This is a genomic window from Paenibacillus sp. sgz302190 (assembly GCF_059820445.1).
In genome coordinates, this window is sequence record NZ_JBZYAO010000016.1 from 61975 (window position 1) to 80646 (window position 18672).

The 18672-nt window shown below is 50.4% G+C and carries 12 protein-coding genes; 5 read left to right on the forward strand and 7 right to left on the reverse strand.

Going from position 1 to position 18672, the window contains the following annotated elements:
* Nucleotides 1-14: 14 nt before the first annotated feature.
* Genes AC6RNO_RS18670 through galU form a run of 3 tightly spaced genes read left to right on the forward strand, consistent with a single transcriptional unit; the run spans nt 15 to nt 2306 of the window.
* Entirely contained in the window at nt 15-983 is a 969-nt protein-coding gene (locus AC6RNO_RS18670; protein WP_497106332.1) for a glycosyltransferase, read from the forward strand.
* 1 nt (nt 984) lies between these two features.
* Nucleotides 985-1401, forward strand: coding sequence for a GtrA family protein (locus AC6RNO_RS18675; protein WP_497106333.1), 417 nt, complete (start codon nt 985-987; stop codon nt 1399-1401).
* A complete protein-coding gene (gene galU, locus AC6RNO_RS18680) occupies nt 1398-2306 on the forward strand; it encodes a UTP--glucose-1-phosphate uridylyltransferase GalU (protein WP_474685404.1) in 909 nt (302 codons plus the stop codon). Before AC6RNO_RS18675 ends, galU begins: the two co-directional genes overlap by 4 nt.
* Before the next feature lie 328 nt (nt 2307-2634).
* Here galU and AC6RNO_RS18685 read toward each other — a convergent pair whose 3' ends face one another.
* Nucleotides 2635-3414: an SDR family NAD(P)-dependent oxidoreductase gene (locus AC6RNO_RS18685; protein WP_497106334.1), complete on the reverse strand. Its 780-nt coding sequence runs from the start codon at nt 3412-3414 to the stop codon at nt 2635-2637.
* 73 nt (nt 3415-3487) lie between these two features.
* Nucleotides 3488-4633: an iron-containing alcohol dehydrogenase gene (locus AC6RNO_RS18690; protein ID WP_497106335.1), complete on the reverse strand. Its 1146-nt coding sequence runs from the start codon at nt 4631-4633 to the stop codon at nt 3488-3490.
* Between the two features lie 266 nt (nt 4634-4899).
* Between AC6RNO_RS18690 and AC6RNO_RS18695 the strand changes: the two genes are divergently transcribed.
* Together AC6RNO_RS18695 and AC6RNO_RS18700 are read left to right on the forward strand one after the other, a co-directional pair.
* Nucleotides 4900-5805, forward strand: a complete 906-nt coding sequence (locus AC6RNO_RS18695; protein WP_474685401.1) for an AraC family transcriptional regulator — start codon at nt 4900-4902, stop codon at nt 5803-5805.
* Between the two features lie 405 nt (nt 5806-6210).
* On the forward strand, nt 6211-8298 hold the full coding sequence (locus AC6RNO_RS18700; RefSeq protein ID WP_497106336.1) for a methyl-accepting chemotaxis protein: 2088 nt from the start codon (nt 6211-6213) through the stop codon (nt 8296-8298).
* 8 nt (nt 8299-8306) lie between these two features.
* Here AC6RNO_RS18700 and AC6RNO_RS18705 read toward each other — a convergent pair whose 3' ends face one another.
* The 5 genes from AC6RNO_RS18705 to AC6RNO_RS18725 all read right to left on the reverse strand — a co-directional run bounded on the left by AC6RNO_RS18705 (nt 8307) and on the right by AC6RNO_RS18725 (nt 18484).
* A complete protein-coding gene (locus AC6RNO_RS18705) occupies nt 8307-8408 on the reverse strand; it encodes an Rpn/YhgA-type helix-turn-helix domain-containing protein (protein WP_497106337.1) in 102 nt (33 codons plus the stop codon).
* 295 nt (nt 8409-8703) lie between these two features.
* Nucleotides 8704-11670, reverse strand: coding sequence for an S-layer homology domain-containing protein (locus AC6RNO_RS18710; protein WP_497106338.1), 2967 nt, complete (start codon nt 11668-11670; stop codon nt 8704-8706).
* Nucleotides 11671-11675: 5 nt separating this feature from the next.
* Entirely contained in the window at nt 11676-14069 is a 2394-nt protein-coding gene (locus tag AC6RNO_RS18715) for a cadherin-like beta sandwich domain-containing protein (RefSeq protein ID WP_497106339.1), read from the reverse strand.
* A gap of 196 nt (nt 14070-14265) precedes the next feature.
* The gene (locus AC6RNO_RS18720; RefSeq protein ID WP_497106340.1) at nt 14266-15366 is read right to left on the reverse strand and encodes a response regulator; all 1101 of its coding nucleotides are present in this window, start codon (nt 15364-15366) and stop codon (nt 14266-14268) included.
* Nucleotides 15341-18484, reverse strand: a complete 3144-nt coding sequence (locus AC6RNO_RS18725; RefSeq protein WP_474685396.1) for an ATP-binding protein — start codon at nt 18482-18484, stop codon at nt 15341-15343. The genes AC6RNO_RS18720 and AC6RNO_RS18725 overlap by 26 nt, the downstream gene beginning before the upstream one ends.
* Between the last annotated feature and the right edge of the window lie 188 nt (nt 18485-18672).

The following is an 18672-nucleotide window of genomic DNA, read 5'->3' on the forward strand; positions in this document are numbered from 1 at the left end:
AGGAGGAAACCGATATGACGGCATATGTACGCTATTCGATTGTAATTCCCGTATTCAACGAGGAGGCTGTCATTCATGAGACGTACCGGCGCTTGAGGGAAGTGATGGATATGACCGGCGATTCGTACGAGCTGCTGTTCGTCAACGACGGAAGCCGCGACGAGACGGCGGCGATTATCAAAGGCTTCAGCGACCTGGATGAGCGGGTCAAGCTGATCAATTTTTCCCGTAACTTCGGTCACCAGATCGCGATTACGGCGGGCGTGGATTACGCCGGCGGAGATGCCGTCGTCGTGATCGACGCCGATCTCCAGGACCCTCCGGAGCTGATCCTGGAGATGATTGCCAAATGGAAGCAAGGCTACGACGTCGTCTACGCCAAGCGGACGAAACGGAAGGGCGAAACCTTTTTCAAAAAGCAGACGGCTCATATGTTTTATCGGATTCTGCGGGCGTCCACGGACATCGCGATCCCGGTCGATACCGGCGACTTCCGCCTGATGGACCGCAAAGTATGCGAGGAAATGCGCCGCCTGACGGAGAAAAACCGTTTTGTCCGCGGGCTCGTTAGCTGGGTCGGTTTCAAACAAACGGCCGTCGAATACGTGCGCGACGAACGCCTGGCGGGAGAAACGAAATACCCGCTGAAGAAAATGCTCAAGCTGTGCCTGGACGGAATCACTTCCTTTTCCTATAAACCTTTGAAATTAGCGAGTTATTTGGGAGGCTTGCTCTCGGTTTCGGGTCTGATCTACATGCTCGTCGTCTTCTATCTCAAACTGTTCACCAGCGCGGCCGTACCCGGATGGAACGCCATCGCGATCATTCAACTGATTTTCAGCGGCTTTATTTTGATCATGCTGGGCGTTCTGGGCGAATATACCGGCCGTATTTACGACGAGGCTAAAGGCCGGCCTTTATACATTGTGCGCGATTGCTACGGAATGAAAAAAAAAGAACGCCGCATCAAGAGCGTCATCTGATATGAGCAAAAATGTGGCGCAATTCGTGAAGTTCGCTATGACGGGAGGCGTAAATACGGCGATTGATTTTGGAGTGTTTACTCTCCTTACTTTGTGGGGATGGCCGTATTTGGCGGCTCAGGCCGTATCGTATTCCAGCGGTGTGATCAACAGTTATTTGATGAATCGGGCATGGACGTTTGCAAAAGGCAGGGAGCCTTCGCGGAGCCGCAGCGAATTTCTCAAATTCGTCGGCGTGAACGGCGTAGTCCTGTTAATGACTTCGGCATTGATGGCCTGGCTTGGACAGCATGCGGGATGGCCGGTGTGGAGCAGTAAATTGTGCGTAAGCGTTTTGGGAATGATAGTCAACTATACGGGGAGCCGCTTCTGGGTATTCAGCCAGCAGCCCCCTGCGACGAAAAGGAGTGGTATATGATGAAGAAAATTAAAAAAGCCGTAATTCCGGCAGCCGGATTAGGAACAAGAATTTTGCCGGCCACGAAGGCGCAGCCCAAAGAAATGCTGCCGATCGTCGATAAGCCGGCCATTCAATACATTGTTGAAGAAGCGGTGCGCGCCGGTATCGAGAACATTCTCATCGTGACCGGGCGCAACAAGAAGTCGATCGAAGACCATTTCGACAAAACGGTTGAGCTGGAGCAGGCGCTGTTCGAGAAAGGAAAGCTGGAGACGCTCCGCGAAATCCAGAACATCTCGGGCATGGCGAACATCCATTATATCCGGCAAAAGGAGCCGCTTGGATTGGGGCATGCGATTTTGTGCGCGGAGTCTTTTATCGGCAATGAGCCGTTTGCGGTGCTGCTGGGAGACGACATTCTCTCGAAAGATTCCTGCGCGCTTACGGAAATGATCGATCTGTACGAATCCACATACAAGCAAATTGTCGGCGTGCAGCCGGTGCCGCAGTCGGAAGTGAGCAAATATGGCGTGATCGCGACATCAAGGCAGCAAAACCGGACCTTCCAGGTGACGGACCTGATCGAAAAGCCTGCGCCTAACAAAGCTCCCTCCAATATGGCGATCATGGGACGGTACATTTTGAAACCGAGCATCTTCCAGGCGCTGAAGCGGATCGAAAGAGGAGCGGGCAACGAGTACCAACTGACCGACGCTTTGCGCGAGATTTGCCGGCTGGAAGGGCTTCTGGCGCTGGAGATGAAGGGCGACCGCTACGATATCGGCGACAAGTTCGGGTATTTGAAAGCGACGATGGAGCTCGGATTGCAGCGGGAGGAGCTTCGCGCGCAAATGTTGGCCTACATGGATCTCCTGTTAAAAAGGGAGCTGGGCAATGAGCCGCCTTCCATACGGGCCGTTTAACAGGTGTCAGGTGACAAGAACATAATCTTATTCCCGATGAACGTTAAGGTTGAGGCTTCGATGCTAAATCTGCAGATTGGAGCTTAAGTACACACTCGATGCATGTGGAGTGCGTAATAGGAATGCAACGAATAGATACGTAGAAATCCTTTGTTTTCACGACGCTCACGATGGACGGCGCTGATTTCAAAAATAAGGTACTGAAGAACAAAATCGAAGTTTCAGTCGTGCTTGATTGTTTTATACAGATATGCTTAAGAGCCGGATGTTTTGCACTTCAGAGCATTCCGCTCTGTGCATGAAATGGGAGATTAACGCATGCCACGTGTCAATCGAAGTTAAAGATAACTCCGGTTAATTTCTCTGAGACATCCCAGAGGCTTTCAGCTACCAAAGGGGTATACAGTTTCTCGATGATAGGATCGCTTTTGGGATAGCCTTTCCTGCCTCCTTTTCCGTCAGGGCCAATATACTCCCCTCCGTTTAGGTAGGGGGATGTGGAGCTGTATAACGAGGGCAACGCGCCCATGTTCGCCGGCTGTGTCATGAAAAAGGACATTAGACGCATCACAGCATTGGGACGCTTTCCCGAACCAAAAGAAGTAAGATTCGTATTCGAGAATCCTGGATGGCAAGCGATACTCTTTGTCTTCGTCCCGTTCCTGCTGAGCTTGCTATGCAAGGCTCTGGCAAAGAGCAGATTGGCCAGCTTGCTCTGACCGTAAAATTTCCAGCTGCTATATCCCTTGGAACCGTCGAGATTATCGAAATCGATTTTGGCATTGTGAGCGGCTAAACAGCTTAAAGTGACCACTCTTGAGGATGGAGCGGCAACCAACCGGGGCAGCAATAATCCGGTTAATGCAAAATGACCCAGATGGTTGCTTCCAAACTGGGATTCAAAACCATCCTTGGTTAGCCGATAAGGAGTATTCATTATACCTGCAGCTTGGCCCTTATCCGTATTGCGGACAGCCAGAATAACCGTGGCATTTTTTTCTGCCAACACGGATGCCGTTTCGAATCCGATTCCGCTATTTGCACCCGTAATCACGGCAACTTTGCCCGACAAATCGGGAATATCGTCCTTTGACCAGCCTTTGTTCATTTCGCTAGCGACCTCCCTCGTTTGCTAAAGCATGAAAACCCCTTGGAAGGGGCTTCATGCTTCGAGAAACTGATTACATTCGATTCAGCAGTTCGACAATCGTTTCTTTCGGATAAAGGGATTGCATCCGGGCCATTTCAATGGTTCGATAAATATGGGAGGCAATCTCTTCGATCTTGTCCTTTGTGATATGAACTTGCTCTAGCTTGACCGGAGCGCCAATGCTGACAAACCAGTTCATTAACGCCCCGATGCCTTCTTCGGCTGTTTGCAGGCCGAAGATATGGCGTGCGAATCGTTCATATCTTGTCGGGTTCATGGCAAGATGCCAATTCATCCATGCCGGGTAAACGACGGCGAGACCGGCGCCATGAGGCACATCGTACAGGGCCGATAGGGAATGCTCGATCAAGTGGGTGTCGTAGCGATTCCCCTCCACCCCGGCGAAGGTGGTTCTATTCAAGGCTTGCGCCGCAGCCCAAGCAAATTCGCTTCTGGCTTCATAGTCCCTCGGATTCTTCAACAAGGCGTCCGTGGTTCGAATGACCGTTCTGATGATGTTCTCGATATGATTCGCCGTCATTTCTGGAATGTAGGCGGCGGTAAAATATAAATCCATGCAGTGGGACAAAATATCAACGCCGGAGTAAGCCAAATATTCCGGGGTGACCGTTTCCTGAAGCACCGGATTGATGACCGACACAGTCGGGAAAGCGGCCGGGCTGGAGAAGCCGAACTTTTCCGTCGTTTCCTCGTTGGTAATGACCGCGGAAGCGTTCATTTCGCTGCCGGTTGCCGACAAGGTCAAAATATCGAAAATTTTCAGCGCGGCATCCGGATATTTCTTGTAGCTGCACAAGTCCCAAACGTCGCCCTCGTATACGGCTCCTGCGGCAATGACCTTGGCTGTATCGAGCACGGAGCCGCCGCCCACGGCGAGCACGGCGTCGACGCCGTTCTCCTTGGCGATGCGTACGCCTTCCCTCGCTTTGCTGATGACCGGATTGCTTTTGATCCCGCCCAGGGTGACAAAGCTGATTCCGTGATCGGCGAGCGATTTCGCAACCCTGTCGAACAGGCCAGACGTTTTGATTCGCTCCGAGCCGTAAACCAGTAGCACTTTCTTTATGCCGTAGGGCACCATGTAGCTGCCGATTAGGTTTTCTTTATCTTTTCCGAACTCCACTCTCGTCGGGTTGTAGAATGTAAAATCTTTCATCTTGCATCCTTCTCCTCTTTCGACCAAGGGGCGGTCTTATTTTTTGTGTTTCTATCCTGTACAATAAATGAAAAGCCTATGCGGTTACATATCCAGATTACTGAACATGTTGTCTGAATCACTGATCGGCTTGAATCCGTAATCGGCACAAGTTCATCGTGGATTTGACTATGTATGGGACGCCGATTCGGATGTATAATGACATTTACTTAAACAAGACGATCGGCAAAGCCCGCACCGGCTTTGCTTGCAGGGAGGCTGGGCGCATGATCAATATCGAATCGATCTCTGTGCTGCACGACATACTGGGCTGCCCCAAGCCCAGGCATCCATTGATCACGCTGATCGACTACAATTCGATCAATCCTCGCGATTCCGAATACAAGGTGTTGTACAAGCTGAACTTCTATATGATTTCCTTGAAAAACAATGCCGAGTGCGAACTGATTTACGGACGCAAATATTACGACTTCCTTGAAGGAAGCCTGATGTTTGCGGCACCGGGACAAATTCTCGCTAAGGGGAACCGGAACAGCGACGAAAAGACGGACGGTTGGATGCTTTGCTTCCATCCGGATCTGATCAGAGGCAGCGCATTGTGGCACAAAATGCCGGAATACAGCTTTTTTGAATACGAGGCGAATGAAGCCTTGCATCTCTCGGATCAGGAAAAGGAAATTATCGATCGCATCGTCAGCCATATTCAGGTTGAATACGGCGGAAATTTGGACACCTACAGCAACGACCTGCTCCTGTCGCATCTAGAAGTGCTTCTGAACTATGCCAAACGCTTTTACGGGAGACAATTTATTACGAGAAAGGCAGTCGTCAAAGATTCGGTTGCCAAATTTGAGCGGCTGCTGCAGGAGCAGTGCACGACGGAAACGATTGAAAAAGTGGGGATGCCCAGCGTAAAGGGACTTGCGCAGGCGATGGGGTATTCCCCTAACTATCTTTCGGATATGCTGAAGAAAGAAACGGGGAAAACGGCACAGGAATTTATTAAATTGCACATGCTGGAGATCGCTAAGCGATTGCTCGTGACGACGAAGGACCCCATTTATCTGATTGCGGGGAGACTCGGATTTGAACAACCGTCAAGCTTTACGAAGTTTATAAAAATGCAATTAGGCGTTAGCCCCGCTGAGTATAGAAGGATGAAAGCTGAGTGATTTGGCAAATATGCGATTAGAGAGCCAAGACTTTTTAAGTAACATGTTCAACCGCTTAAATTTAGAATATTCAAGGGGACGCGCTTAATTGCGTCCCCTTTTTGTGCGCCATGCATGGCGATTAACTAGGTGGTGAAAGTCCACTGTGGGGGTTTGTCAATTAACCAAGCACATTCCTATGGATCAGGGCACCCTCTATTGAGGGTGCCCTAAATTTCGCCTTAGAGATGATATGCTGAACCGTATCACAAATAGTGGTAAAGCAGAAATTAGAATTGAATGTTGAAGCAGCAATGTTAAATCATTTCCGCTCATATCGCAAATAGGAGGAACATGTTGTAAAATATCGAATGTTATTTTAAGTATATTCAACCGAAAACAACCAAAAACAGGGGGATTCACACGATGAATATTAATCTTGCTGGAAAGAAAACTAGAGTACCTATTATGGCGAAGTTTATTTCTATTCTGGGAGTCATGATGGTAATCACATTGCTTTTGTCCAATGTATTAACATATATACAAGTGAAGTCCTCCTATACCGCAGACGCTATCAAGTTGGACGAGATCAACTCAACGAATGCAGTTACGCAACTGGACCTCATTCTAAAGGAAGCGAAGTCGACTGCTAACAATTTAGCAAATCAAGTTTCGATAATGATAGAGACCAATACATTCAATGCTTCTGTTTTGACCGAGAACTTCAAACGGATTAAAGAGTCTGACCCCGTTAGAAGTAATGTCTTGTTCTTGGACGCTGTGAATAACAAAATATTGGACTTAAATAACGATAAATCTGATGTTCCGGTAACGGAAAGACTGGCTTATTCAGCAGCCAAACAAGCCATGAAGCCAGCTTTTACCTATGCTGTACCAAACCGTGCGGGGAAGATGATCATCACTGTTGCAACCCCCGTAATGGTTAAGGATAAGATGGTTGGCGCTGTCGGGATACAGATGGGCTTGGATAATTTTTACATCATTCGCGAGCAGTTAGAGAAATCTACGGGAGATAAGTTTATCATTCTGGACAACAGGGGAGTGGTGATCACCTCATCTTTACAAGAGTTGACTTCAAAAAACATCAACCCGGAGCAAGCCGGTAAACTTAAGTCCGTTGAAGATGTGACGAAGGATGCCAACGAATTTGAATCGAATTACGGTTGGGTCAAGAAGCTTTATCAGTCTGAACCAAGCATCCCCCAGCAGTTGACATTGAGCGGTGAATCCTATACGCCTCATTTCACGCAATTGCCTGAACTGAACTGGAAAATTGTTTCACTTGTCCCTTCAGACCGTCTTGCGAATAAACTTAAACTGATCCAAAAAGATGCGCTAGTCGCAGCGATTATTGGATTGCTTTTGGCCCTAATTTCCAGTTATTTTATTTCCCGATATGTTGTTAAAATTTTGAAGGACCTTAGTTCAGTCATTCGGAAGACCGCCAAGGGAGATTTATCTGCCAAAGTTCGTTACGCTTCCAACGATGAAATCGGCGATTTGGCTGTGGATTATAATACGATGGTATCCAATATAAACAGCTTGGTTTGGCAAGTCCAAACTAGCGCAGTTTCGGTGAAAACGGCCGCGGAAGGCGTACAAATGATTTCCGACAAAAACGCCGCAGCCGCTAACGATGTCGTCCAGACTACGGAGGAGATTGCCCATGGCGCATCCAATACTGCTACGGATATCGAAAGCGCGTCGGATGCAGTGCATCAGCTTAGCAGCGAAATCGAAGTATTGATTACCCAATCTTTGGATATCAGCAAAACTGCCGAGGATTCAAGCACCCAAATTGAAACGGCAAACCAGCAGGTGCAGTATCTGGAAGATTCGTACGGCAAGCTGGAACAGTCGTTTCAGCACGTTACCTCGCTGGTAAATAACTTAAATGAGAAATCGAAATCGATCTCTTCTGTTTCACAAGCTATTTTTGAAATCGCCGGTCAGACGAATCTCTTATCGTTGAATGCTTCGATTGAAGCGGCCCGGGCAGGCGAACACGGCAAAGGCTTTGCAGTTGTTGCCCACGAGGTTAGAAAACTAGCCGAGCTATCTCAAACATCAGCCAATGAAATTAACACTACCATTGGTCAGATATTGACTGAAACGAACCGCTTGGTTGAAGTTGTACATGATACGGATCAAATCAACAAGGTTCAAAAGGAAGCCGTTGCCCATGTAAGTGTTACCATGAAACAAATGATCACTTCATTTGATAAAATTACGGCAGAAATCCAAGCGGAGCTTCAATCGATTGAGAACATCCAGTCAAAGAAGGCGGTGGTCATCGGGGCTGTCGAAAATATTGCGGCATTGTCGGAGGAGACGGCAGCTTCCGCGGAGGAAATATCTTCTTCTATGGCCGAGCAGGCTGAATCTCTCCAACAAGTGGCGCAATATACTAGCAATTTATCTAATTTAGTGGAAGAATTACAGCAAGCGATTCAGAAATTTCAAGTTGAAAGAGACGCAAATTTATTCGAATGAGTGCGTTTTTAGCCCTGTTTTCTTAGAGCGATGATTTCAGCCTCAGACAGCCCGGAGGCTTTGGCTATAAAAGATGTATCCACTCCAAGCTTGAGGAGCTCCAGAGCCATCTGGACGTGCACTAAGCAGGCACGCAAAAGTGAATTTCGCGTGGGAAGGGCGTAGAGGCGTTAAAAGAAGCTGGAGCGGATAGGGTGGGGGATGGAAGAAATGGGCCCGATTAGCTTGGTTTAAGAGCTAATCGGGCCCATTAATAAGCGAGCAGGGGTTCGAAATGACGAACCGTGGCTTGGCAAAACCACAATCCGCCGTCGCGATGATTCGGATGTTTACCTTCTGCACCTAAAGCAAGGGCCGTCCCTCAGCTTCATATCTGCTTTCGGACGGCCCCGCTCGGACTGCGCATTATTTGGAATTTCTGTTGTCGATCAGCTTAGCCTTTTCCAGCATCCGCTGCGCGATGGCCGCCGTCTCCGCCCGAGTGATTTCGCTCGTCGGCTTCAGCCCTGCTTCCCGGCCTTGGACCAATCCGCTCTTCACCGTGGCCGCGACTGCTTGCTTCGCCCACACGTCTACCGCTGCGCCGTCCGCAAACGGGGCGAGTACGGTTGCCGCGTCTGTGCTGCTGACGTTCGTGTCGAGTCCCGTCCACTTCATCGCCCGTGCCATCATCGCCATCGCTTCTTCGCGCGTGATTGTTTTGCCTGGGCGGAACGTGCCGTCTTCGTACCCGTTGATGATACCGTACTCCTGCGCTTTCGCTACCGCACCGACGTACCAGTCGCCGGACTTCACATCCGCGAACGCGGCGGTTTTGCCGTTGTCGGCAAGGCCGAGCGCCCGTACCATGATCGCTGCGAACTCGGCGCGGGTGATCGAAGCATCCGGATTGTAATGTGTGGCATCGACTCCGTTCACGACCAGACGCGACGCCATGTCGTTAACAGCATCCTTGGACCAATGCCCCTCCACATCCGCAAACGTCATCGGGTGCCAAATGAGCGAGTACGCGCTGTTCGTCAAGCTGTTCACGACCGCGTAATTTTTTCCGTCGCGTGCTGTCACGTAAGTCGGCACGTGGCGGGTTGTTCCGTCCGCATCGAGCACGACGGCGGTCGTGATTTTGCCGGGGGCGATACCGTCCGGCAGCGGAATTTCCCGCTCCACATACGAACTGAACTTGTCCACGGTCACCGTTTGGCCGTTATACGAAGCAGTTATCGTAAAATCGACCGGCGAAACGACAACGGTAAACTTGCTGTTGTCCGCCGCATTTTGCATCAGGGTAGCCGTGGCCGCGCCGCTCTTGGCAATCTCCACATGGAGGACGATATCTGCCAAGTTCACTTGCCCGCCAAGCTGCTTCGATATTTGATCGATGAATACTTCCGCCGCCGGAAGTGTATAGTTCCCGTTCGGCGTTTGAATTTCCAGCACGGCCTGCTTGTTTTCCAACGCTTTCACCGCCGCCCCGGTCAGCACCGCCGTCACTTTGCCCGCGCCCGACGTCGTTACCGGGATGACGATGACCGGTTTGTCTCCTTCTTTCGCGAGCTGCGCCGCCAATTGGGCCGTATCCACCGTTACCGTCAGCACCGTTTTCCCGTCTTCTTTCGTTGTTGCGCCAGTGGCGATTTGTTCCTGCTCTCTGCCGTTCACAATGACGCGGAAGCCTGAGCTGTCGGAGGGCTTGCTATCGCTGCCGCCGGACGAGCTCCCGGATGAACTGCCGCCGGATGAATTGTTGCCAGACGCTTCCTCACGCGTCACCGTCACCATATACGTCTTCACCGCGCCGTCCTGTGCTGTCACGACTAACTTGATCGTGTTGCTGCCTACGTCCAGCGAAAGCGGTGCATCCGACGCCACGCCGTTCGTCAGGCTTAGAGTACTACCCGCCTGCGTCCCTGCGCTGTTGTACACGCTCGCCGTCACTGTGCCATAGACGCTGTCATACACCGTCGCCGTCACCGTCACCGACGAGACGCTGTTAGCCACGTTCGCCGTATATGCGGTCGTCGCCGCAGCAAACGCCGGGCTCAGCGATATCGCTACTCCCGACGCTGCGTCTTTCAAGCTCAATGCGCTCAAATCCGCGTTGCTGCTCGGCACGTAAGGCGTTACAGTCACTTTTCCCGCGTTCAACGTTTTGCCCATCTCAATGGCCGCTGTATCCGTGAACGAAAAATTCGCTACTTCTCCGGTCGCCACTGCTAAAGCTTTATCTCCTAACGTTGCCGCGTCTTTAATTTTAAACGTTACCGTAAACAGCTTCTGCCCTGCGGCAATCGGGCGATCGCCGCCTGTTGCGTCAGCCCAACCGGCTTTCAACCACCCGTCTGTGTTGTTGAAGTTGGATCCGAAAAGCTCCCCGCCTGACTCTTCCCGAATGCTCACCACTTCGAGCGCGTTCTTGTCAAAATCGATTTGCATGCCGTATGAACCGATGCCTGCTGATGCGGCGGTTACGGAAACCGGCACATCGACCGTTTGCCCCACAGCCCCGCTCGCGCTGCCGATGGCCACCGTTACGGTATTCATCGTCACCGGTCCTAACGCCGCGCTGGAAACTGCGATTCCCGGCATTTGGCCTGTCAAAGCTGCCGGCGTCACTTCAAACGTGATGTACTTGCCCTCCTGCGCGGACGTAGGCACGAACGCCCGGTTTGTCGCTCCCGCGATCGCCGTTTTGTTCGTTCCGCTCGCGTCATCCGCCGCGTACCACTGGAACGTACTCGCTCCTTCCGCATCATGGTCCGCGTCGGCGTACGTATAGTTCCCTGTCAGCGTGTAGCCCGCTTTTGCCGTTCCTGTAATGCTTACAGCGCTTGCCTTCGGCGCGGTGTTGTTGACGGTTACTTTACCCGCTGTCGTTTGCGCCGTTAGCGATTGGGCATTATTATCACTCATCGTGTTGGAGTGGATAGTCACATTCGAATCGCCGAATGCGGCGCCGGATTTAATTTTAAACTGAATCGTAAATACCTTCTGTTTCTGCGTGATGGTAGTCGCAATACCTGTAAAGTTAACATTGACGATACCGCTCTGGCTTGTGGTGTTGTACTCAAAAGTATCGAACTCTGTATCCGTCGAGGTTTGATTCGTAACCGCGTCGCTCGACGGAAGCTCAAGTACGTTGGGATCGTATGCTACATTAATGCCGTAGGAAACGATTGTATAACTGCTGGGATCCAAATACACGGCTACGCCGACGGTATCCCCTTGATTTCCCGACACGCTGCCCACCTCAATCGCAGGATCGGCACGGGCACTGGTTAACGCACTGAAGGAAACCATCATGCAAAACACCAGGATACTCGAAATTACCCGTTTAAAATGAAAAGCTTGTCCAAACCATGTCCGATGTTTCAAGCGTCTCAGACTCCTTTACCCAAGTAAATGTTCATGATGATTTTCGCATCGTTGGCATCGACTACACCATCGCCGTTCATGTCCAGCGATTGCAGTTGTTCGTTCGTTAACGTAATCTGCCCCTTCACATATTGGTAGACGATCTGCGCATCCGCGGAAGTGACCGCGCCGTCCCCGTTCGCGTCGCCCTTCGGTGCGCGCCTCACCGACACCGTATATGTCTTCGTCGTCCCATCCTGTGCCGTTACGACGATCGGTATCGGGTTGTCGCCCGCGTTTAGGCTAAGTGCGCCCGACGCTGTACCGCTCGTCACTGCTGTGCCGTTCACCGTCACCGTCGCATGGCTGTCGCTCACCGCCGGCGTCACCGTGATGCTGCTGACGCTATACAGCACGGTTGCCGTATAGCTTGTCGTACCCGCCGCAAACGCCGGACTCAGCGTGCCGCTCGACAGCGCCAGGCCACTTAAATTCGCATCGTTGCTCCCTGCTCGCGTCACCGTCACCGTATACGTTTTTGTTGTCCCATCCTGTGCCGTTACGACGATCGGTATCGGGTTGTCGCCCGCGTGCAGGCTAACTGCGCCCGACGCTGTACCGCTCGTCACTGCCGTGCCGTTCACCGTCACCGTCGCATGGCTGTCGCTCACCGCCGGCGTCACCGTGATGCTGCTGATGTTATACAGCACGGTTGCCGTATAGCTTGTCGTACCCGCCGCAAACGCCGGGCTCAGCGTGCCGCTCGACAGCGTCAGGCCACTCAAATTCGCATCGTTGCTCCCTGCTCGTCTCACCGTCACCGTATACGTCTTCGTCGTCCCATCCTGTGCCGTTACGACGATCGGTATCGGGTTTTTGCCCACGTTCAGGCTAAGTGCGCCCGACGCTGTACCGCTCGTCACTGCCGTGCCGTTCACCGTCACCGTCGCATGGCTGTCGCTCACCGCCGGCGTCACCGTGATGCTGCTCACGCTGTTGGCCACGCTCGCCGTGTAGCTGGTCGTGCCCAACGCAAACGTTGGACTTAGCGTGCCGCTCGACAGCACCAAGCCGCTCAAATTCGCATTGCTGCTGGATGGAAACGTTACTTTTCGGATACGAATGTTACCATAATCCGCTATATACAAATTCCCGCTGCTGTCCACAGCTACTCCAGTCGGGTAGTACAATTTGGCCGATGTCGCCGCTCCTCCGTCTTCGCTTGCGCTATAGCCCGGTGTTCCTGTGCCCGCCACCGTGCTGATGTACCCTGACGTATCCACTTTACGAATTCGATGGTTAATCTCATCCGCTATATACAGCTTACCGCTGCTGTCCACAGCTACTCCATATGGGCCGTTCAATTTCGCCGACGTCGCCGCTCCTCCGTCTTCGCTTGCGCTATAGCCAGATGTGCCCGTTCCAGCCACCGTGCTGATGTTCCCCGACGTGTCTACCTTCCGAATCCGGTGGTTAGACATATCCGCTATATACAGATTGCCGCTGCTGTCCACAGCTACTCCAGTCGGGCTGTTCAATTTCGCCGACGTCGCCGCTCCTCCGTCTTCGCTTGCGTTATAGCCCGGTGTTCCTGTGCCCGCCACCGTGCTGATGTTCCCTGACGTGTCTACCTTCCGAATCCGGTGGTTAGACATATCCGCTATATACAGATTGCCGCTGCTGTCCACAGCTACTCTAAGCGGGCCGTTCAATTTCGCCGACGTCGCCGCTCCTCCGTCTTCGCTTGCGCTATAGCCAGATGTGCCCGTTCCAGCCACCGTGCTGATGTTCCCCGACGTGTCTACCTTCCGAATCCGGTTGTTAGACGTATCCGCTATATACAGATTGCCGCTGCTGTCCACAGCTACTCTAGGCGGGCCGTTCAATTTCGCCGACGTCGCCGCTCCTCCGTCTTCGCTTGCGCTATAGCCAGATGTGCCCGTTCCAGCCACCGTGCTGATGTTCCCCGACGTGTCTACCTTCCGAATCCGGTTGTTAGACGTATCCGCTATATACAGATTGCCGCTGCTGTCCACAGCTACTCCATATGGGTTGTTCAATTTCGCCGACGTTGCCGCTCCTCCGTCTTCGCTTGCGCTATAGCCCGGTGTTCCTGTGCCCGCCACCGTGCTGATGTTCCCTGACGTGTCTATCTTCCGAATCCGATCGTTATGCGTATCCGCTATATACAGATTGCCGCTGCTGTCCACAACTGCTCCAGTCGGGTTGTTCAATTTCGCCGACGTCGCCGCTCCTCCGTCTTCGCTTGCGCTATAGCCCGGTGTACCCGTGCCCGCCATCGTGCTGATGATGCCGTTGCCCGCAGCATAGGCTTTTCCTCCGGACAGTTCAGGCAGCAGTGCCGCCGTCAACAGAATGGCCAGTACACAGGCCATAAGCTGTGTTACCTTTTTATGCATTCTTTTTCCTCCCTCGTATTGTTCTTCTCCGATAAAAATCCAGCCTTGCTTCAAATCTTTGCTGATTTACAAATCTCGTCCCCTCTTTCGACAGAAGTCGGGTTCATTATACAAAAACACAATAAACAGCGAATAAACAAGAAAGAGCCCTGGAATCCCGATCGATTCCGAAGGCTCTTCATTCAGCTTGTTTCTATTACGTCAAATTCATGACAAAATCACGGATTCGGGGATCGGGTTTCGTTCCAAGCTCCTGCTGCAGCATATCCTCCAGCATGCGATATTGCCGAAACGCCTCATTCTTCCTCCCCAGCGCTGCGTACAGACGGATGACCTCATGATGGATATCCTCTCTAATGGCATCCAATTTCAAAATTTCGCAATAGTGATGCAACGATTTTTGCGGCTCGTTCATCTTCATATGGAATCTTCCGGCGGCTTCCAGCAACGTGATGTAATCCTGCTCCAGTCGACGCTCCTTTTCGATTGCCCATTCGTAGGCCTTTCCTTTCAACAACGACCCTGTATACAGCGCTTCCGCTCGCTCGAACAAATCCGCGTTTATTTCAGGGATCGATCGGATTCGCTTCAGCAATTGTTCAAATTCATACAAATCGCAATAAACGCCGCTTCCTTCAATCCGGATTTCATTTTTTTCCGCAATAATCCAATGATCTGTTTTGCCCGCATTGATCGCTTTTCGAATATAGTACAGAGTCGAGTTCAAATTTTTCCATGCTTTGTCAGGTTCCAGGTCGCTCCACAATGTATCGATGATTTCCTCCCGGCTGACGGTTCCTTTGCAAACAAGAAAGGCAAACAGCTCCTCGGTTTTAGGGCTCCTCAGCTTTAATGGCACTTTATCCTGATCCCGCAGATAAATTTTAAATCCATTAAACAGGAGAATCTCTACGGAGGGTTCGACAGCTGCGATCCGATGTCTTTTTCTGATCTTGTCCAACGTTTTGGACATTCGCTCTACGGTTACAGGCTTCAAAAGATAATCCAGTGCGTTCGTCTCAAACGCCTGCACCGCATAATTGTCATAACCGGTTACAAAAACCACATCTATGGATTCATCAAGTTCCATCAACAGGCTGGAAAGCTTCATGCCGTTAATTTCCGGCATAGAAATATCCAGAAACGCGATATGTATCGGGTTCGCTTTCGCAAATTCATATGCCTCTAACGGGCTCAGAAACGTATGGCAAACTTCGATCTCGCCGCTCTCGGATAGTATCTTTTTCAACCGTTTCACCGATAATTCTTCATCATCTACGATCATGGCCCGCAGCATGCCTCAACCTCCGATCCGCTTGATTCGGCTGTGCAGGGATATCGAAAGAAACCTTCGTACCTTTTCCTTCTGCGCTTTCAATACGAATACTTTTTCCGTAAAGAAGCTTGATCCGCTGACTGATGTTCCACAACCCTACGCCTTTCTTATCCACACCCGCTCTTAACGTTTCTTCCAGCTTTTGTTCGCTCATCCCGCATCCGTTGTCCTCTACGACAAAGCAGACCACGGCGTCTGCTTCCTTTTTTACGATTATTTTTACAGTTCCCCCTCGTAAATTGGACATTAGTCCATGTCTGATTGCATTTTCCACCAAAGGCTGCAGAATCAGCGGGGGAATTCGTATTTCAAGATCGGCGTTTACATCGTATTCCACTTGCAATCTGGCGCCGAAACGCGCCTTTTCGATGTTGATATACGCTCGTACAAGCTCCATTTCATTGTCTAAGGTCGTTAGCGAATCCAGCTGCTTGAAATCGAAGCTGCTTCTCAAATATTGCGAAAGCTGCAGCGTCAATTGCTCTGCCTTTTGGGGTTCGTCGATGCATAGCGCGGCAATGGAATTCAGAGCATTGTACAGAAAATGAGGTTTGATCTGCGAACGCAAAAAGGCGATTTCCGCATCCTTGGCATTTTTCACGGAAGCTTTCAGTCGGGTCAGGCTTCGGACACGCGCTGTCAATTCCTCCGCTTCAAACGGTTTCCCGACAAAATCGTTGGCCCCGTTTTCCATCGACAAGATGATATCGGCAACCCTGTTTCTGGCCGTCAGCATCAGCACCGGCAGTTCAAAGGGAGAGAACCTTTCCCGAATGGCTTTCAGTACCTCGTACCCGGACATGTCCGGCATCATGATGTCCAGTACAACCAGATAGAAATCCGGTCTTTTGGCCAGTTCATCCAACGCCATTTGCCCGCGATTGACAACCACAATGGAGTACCCCTCCAGCTTGAGCAGGTTAATCATGGATTGAAGGTTGGCGAAATCATCATCCACCACCAGAATATGTTCTTTCTTTTCCCCTTCGACATGGATAGGATACTCCGAATAAGAGAGGGGGGGTACATCATTTTTCAGCCGTTCCTTCTCATCCGTCTGTCTTGTGATTTTGTCCGCACGCTTGCCCGCTAACGGAAGGGTGAACATAAAAACCGATCCTTGCCCTGGACTGGATTCCACATGAATTTCTCCGCCGTGAAGCTCCACCAGCTTCTTGCTTATACTTAATCCGAGACCCGTTCCGTCATATTTCTTGGTTTCGGAAGTATCCGCCTGTTCGAAAGCGTTAAAAATGCGTTCCTGCATATGCGCCGCGATCCCGATGCCCGTATCTCTTACGCGAACCTCAATCATTTCGCGAATAACCTCTGCGCTTATGTTTACCACCCCCCGGTCGGTGAATTTGATCGCATTGCCGATCAGATTGTGCAAAATTTGAATCAACCGGTTGATGTCCGCATACACCGCGGGAAGCTCCGCAGAGACCCCGTTAACAAGCGTAATTTGTTTGCCTCCGAGCAGAAATGAATGAATCCCGATGACCGAATCGACAATAGCTTTCAAATCGAGGCTGCTTTTATACAGCGCGATATCTCCATGTTTCATTTTTGAATAATCGAGCAGTTCGTTGACGAGATGGGTTAATCTTCTTCCGCTCCCCAATACAATGGCCAGATTCTGCGCTTGTTTTTCGCTAACCGGCCCCTCTACCCCCTTGAGAAGCGTATCGGTAATGCTCACTATGGCATTCAAAGGCGTTTTCAGCTCATGGGACGTGTTGGACAGAAAGTCGTCTTTGATCTTGTCTAATTGGAGAAGCTGATTTTTCATTTCGTCTATCGTATGATAGGCCTCGAAGAAACGGAGGACAATCAGAAAGATCATGATGAGGTTAAACAAAACGATATAAAATTGCCCTAGCCATAGAGTGTCTTTATATGATAAGGCAAACAGGATAAGGTCTATGGAGTAAAGGTTAATTGAGAGAATCGCCATGAACAGAAGGAAAGACTTAAAGCGATCGCTTTCGACGCTCCTGATATGATGTGCGGCAATTCTCAGAAGCAGCCCAATCATCATCGACTGATATAAAACAATGATATAAGGATGGATGGACATGTAAGCGTGAATGGGAAGCATTGCTATCAGAACCAAATAGCTGCCCAGCACAATGGTTACGGCTTGAGTCGCCCTTAATGAAATCATGTTTTTATGCAATTGATAAAAGAGGATGACCAGACCAATAAATCCGGCAGTTGAACAAATATCCTTCACTTTATATACCACGTCGAATGAAATTCCGGGTACATGCAATAAGAGGGGCCGCTCTCCGATCAATCCGTTATAGACCGCATAGATTGAACAAAAAATTGCGAAAACCAACAAAGTGAAGTCTTTTTTACGGTATATTGCTGCCGTTACAAAGCAGATGAAATATATAAGCGCAAGGGTCCCGAGAATGGCAAAGGTTCCGAATTCATGCGCCATGCTCTTCTGCTGAAACGCAATCATCGCAGCCTGCTCGCCAAAATAGATGGATGCCGGAATACCTGCGTTGACATAATCATAATTGGCAACCTGAACGATAATTTCGACGTCTCCCTTTTCAGACGAAAAAAAGCCGATTTGCGGAACATTCCCTGATCGGTAACCCGCTGCTTGCTCTGAGGGTTTGCCATCCTCAAAGAGCTTTTGACCGTTTACATAAATCGCGCTTGAAAAACGTATATTCGTCTTTTTCAAAGCAAAAACCCCGCTGAAAGGCACGTTTTTCAGTACCATGCGGTAAGTGGCAAAACCATAAGCGGGCAAGGGGTGGCCGTTGACTATTTTTCCATTCCACTGGGAGGGCACTTTTATAAAATTGTTGGAAGAGGGCTTGTCCGGGCCTGCTTGCTTGAAATCCTCGGGAACTAGCAATCGGTTCCAATAAAATTCCCATTCGCCATCCAATTTGATTCTTTTATTCTGTTCGTAATTCCACGCAGAGAGATCCATGACTCCATCACGAACCTGCAGATCGTTCATTTGTTTACCCTTATCCAAGATAATGGACAGCGGAATTAACGAAAAAGAAATCAAGCCAATAAGACAGATGACCAAAGTCCGTTTGAGCATAGTTTCCGCTCCTTAACAAATGATGTATTAATTGGATATACGTGGAAACTATGGTCAACAAAATTAGCGCACATTCACAATATTCGACAATTTTTTCAAATCCCCTCCTGAATCTGATGCAACGCCTATTGCTTCCGGCAAATTCATGCTGCAAGTCATGGGTGCTGTGGCGGAGCTGGAAAGGAACA